Annotated in this window: 1 protein-coding gene; it reads left to right on the top strand. The window is 50.6% G+C overall.

Going from position 1 to position 3,738, the window contains the following annotated elements:
- A partial coding sequence (locus AAC147_RS01235) for a non-ribosomal peptide synthetase (RefSeq protein WP_047684821.1) occupies window positions 1-3,738 on the top strand: 3,738 nt, incomplete at both ends.

Below are 3,738 nucleotides of genomic sequence, written 5' to 3' on the forward strand. Positions count from 1 at the left end.
GTTTGAACAACAGGTAGAGAGAATCCCGGACGCGATAGCAGTAAGGTATGAAAACCAGATGCTCAGCTATGCTGAATTGAATACTCGTGCCAACCGATTAGCACATCAATTGATTGTATTAGGTGTAGTACCAGATCAACCAGTGGCTATTTGTGTGACACGATCACTGGAGAGAATAGTAGGATTACTGGCGGTGCTGAAAGCAGGTGGTGCTTATGTGCCATTGGATCCGGCTTATCCGTGTGAACGTTTAGCTTATCTGCTCACTGATGCTGCACCAACTATAGTACTGGCGGATAATATTGGACGGGCGGCACTGAGTGAAGAAACATTGAAGACACTGATTGTAATCGATCCAAATTCCTTACCAAATCAACCGGACAGTAACCCGCAACTTTTTGATCTCACCTCACGGCATCTGGCGTATGTGATCTACACTTCCGGGTCCACCGGCAGACCGAAAGGGGTGATGATTGAACATCAGAGTCTGGTTAACTTAACGCTGGAACACATTGCTCAGTTTGATGTTGGTGTTACCAGCCGGATGTTGCAGTTTGCTTCATTTGGCTTTGATGCCAGCGTCTGGGAAATCATGATGGCGTTAAGCAGTGGAGCTATGCTGATTATTCCGACTGAAACAATCCGGCAAGACCCGCACCGCCTCTGGCAGTATCTTGAAGAGCAGTCGGTGACGCACGCTTGTTTGACACCCGCCCTGCTGCGGGATGGGGCTGATTTACCGGCGCTGGCGATAAAGCCGACCGTGATACTGGGCGGTGAAGCACCCAGTCCGGCGCTAATCCAGACATTAAACCGTCAGGCCACGCTGTTCAATGCTTATGGCCCGACGGAAATCACCGTTTGCGCCACCACCTGGAATTGTCCGTCAGACTATACAAGAGGATTAATTCCCATCGGTAGACCAGCAACTAACAAACGTGTCTATCTGTTGGACAAACACGGTCAGCCGGCACCGCTGGGCGCGGTAGGTGAGTTATATATTGGCGGTGTGGGTGTGGCCCGTGGCTATCTCAATCGCCCTGAACTCACTGCTGAACGTTTCCTGACAGATCCGTTTAGTGATGACGCTGATGCCCGGATGTATCGCACCGGAGATTTAGCCCGTTACCTGCCGGATGGCAATCTGGTGTTTGCCGGTCGTAATGACCAGCAAGTTAAAATCCGTGGTTTTCGGGTTGAACTGGGGGAAATCGAGGCGCGCCTGACTGAATACCCGGTGGTGAGTGAAGCGCTGGTACTGGCGTCGGGTGATGGTCAGGATAAGCGCTTAGTTGCCTATGTAGTGACAAATAATATAGTGGCAGAAACGGATAACGGGCTGGCCGCCAGTCTGCGTGAATATCTGAGTGATATTTTACCGGATTATATGATTCCGGCAGCTTTTGTACGTCTGGATGAATTCCCATTGACACCGAATGGTAAATTGGATCGCAGAGCGTTGCCGGCGCCCAATCAACATGCTTTTGCCCGCCAGGTTTACGAAGCGCCGCAAGGGGAAATTGAGAACGCGCTTGCTACTATCTGGAGTGAATTGCTGGAGATTGAGCGGATTAGCCGGCACGACAGCTTTTTTGCCCTGGGGGGCCACTCGCTGTTGGCAGTACGGATGATTGGGCGTTTACGGAGTATGGGGTTAGGCATTTCGGTACAAACGTTATTCCAGCATCCGACATTAAATGTACTGGCTCAGTCTTTGTCTCAGCATTGTGAGATCAAGGTGCCTGATAACGGTATTACACCGGATACGTCTGTGTTAACACCGGAGATGTTGCCGCTGATTGACCTCACTCAGCTTGAAATTGACTGTATTGTTGATCAGATACCGGGGGGAATGGCTAATATTCAGGATATCTATGCTCTGTCACCGCTACAAGATGGCATTCTGTTTCACCATTTGTTGGCGAATGAAGGTGATCCCTACTTGCTGATAACGCAACAGGCTTTTGCAGATCGGCGTTTGCTGGATCGTTATCTGGCCGCGGTTCAACAGGTGGTTGATCGCCACGATATTCTGCGTACTGCTTTTGTTTGGCAAGGATTGTCCGTTCCGGCGCAGGTGGTTTGCCGTCGGGCACCTTTATCAATCGCTGAACTGGTGTTGAACCCGATTGACGGACTTGTCGGTGACCAGTTGACTCAACGTTTTGACCCGCGTCGGTATCGTATCGATCTTAGTCAAGCACCGTTGTTGCGTTTTGCGGTGGCACAGGAAACCGATGGACGCTGGATCCTGTTGCAATTGCTGCATCATCTGATTGGCGACCATACCACGCTGGAAGTGATGAACCACGAAGTGCAGGCCTATCTTACTGGACGGGAAGAGGGTCTGCCTGCTCCGGTACCTTTTCGTACTTTGGTAGCTCAGGCTCAACTGGGAATAAGTCAGGAAGAACATACCCGTTTCTTTACCGATATGCTGGCGATGGTGGATGAGCCGACGCTGACATTCGGATTAACGGAAGTACACCATGACGGCTCGCAGGTGACGGAATCGCACAGAATGCTGACGCCTGCACTGAATAACCGTCTGCGTAATCAGGCTCGGCGTTTGGGCGTCAGTGTGGCGGCGCTGTGTCATTTGGCCTGGGCACAGGTATTGTCGCGTACCAGTGGTCAGAAACAAGTGGTATTTGGCACAGTGTTGTTCGGACGTATTCAGGCTGGTGCAGGCGCCGACAATGGCATGGGGCTGTTTATTAATACCCTGCCATTACGATTGGATATAGATGAAACTCCGGTACGAGAGAGTGTACAGGCCGCTCATACCCGATTGGCAGGATTATTAGCGCATGAACATGCATCATTGGCGCTGGCTCAACGTTGCAGTGGGGTAGCCAGTGGGACACCACTGTTTAATACGCTGTTGAATTACCGACATAATACACAGCCGGTCACGCCGGATGAGATCATCAGCGGAATTGAATTCCTTGGGGCACAGGAGCGGACCAACTATCCGTTTGTCTTGTCGGTAGAGGATGGTGGTTCCAATTTGGGGCTGACTGCTCAGGTAGTACAACCATTTGATCCAGAAAGAATATGTAGTTATATGCAACAGGCTCTGGAGAGCTTGGCAGAAGCGCTTGAACAGACGCCGGAAACGCCGGTACAGATGTTGGAGATTCTGCCAGAAATTGAACGCACATTGTTGCTGGAAACCTGGAATGCGACCGAAACAACTTATCCTGACCAACTGTGCATTCATCACCTGTTTGAACAACAGGTGGAGAATACCCCGGATGCCACAGCGTTGCTATATGAAAACCAATCCATTAGCTATGCGGAATTGAATATCCGTGCTAATCGACTGGCTCGTCAATTAATTGAGCAAGGAGTTTATCCGGGGGAACATGTTGCGCTCTTGTTAGAGCGATCTATTGAGCTGGTTGTGGCTCAGTTAGCTATTCTCAAGGCGGGTGCTGTTTATGTCCCGATTGATCCTGGTGTACCGGACGAGCGGAAGAACTGGTTGATAAAAGATTGTTCAGCCAAATTGCTGCTCACCGATATGTGGGCGGATATTCCGGCTGACCTCCTGACTGTGCCGATATTTCGTTTCTCTGGTGAGATGAGCACCATCAGGGAAGAAGATCGCCTCAATCTTGATTTACCCGCTTCCAGCACTGGATCGGCGTATATCATGTATACCTCTGGCTCTACCGGTACACCCAAAGGCGTGGTAGTGCCTCATCGTGCGGTGGTTCGGTTGGTTATCAATAA

It is taken from the genome of Xenorhabdus sp. NBAII XenSa04 (assembly GCF_963866145.1).
Classification (GTDB): Bacteria; Pseudomonadota; Gammaproteobacteria; order Enterobacterales; family Enterobacteriaceae; genus Xenorhabdus; species Xenorhabdus indica.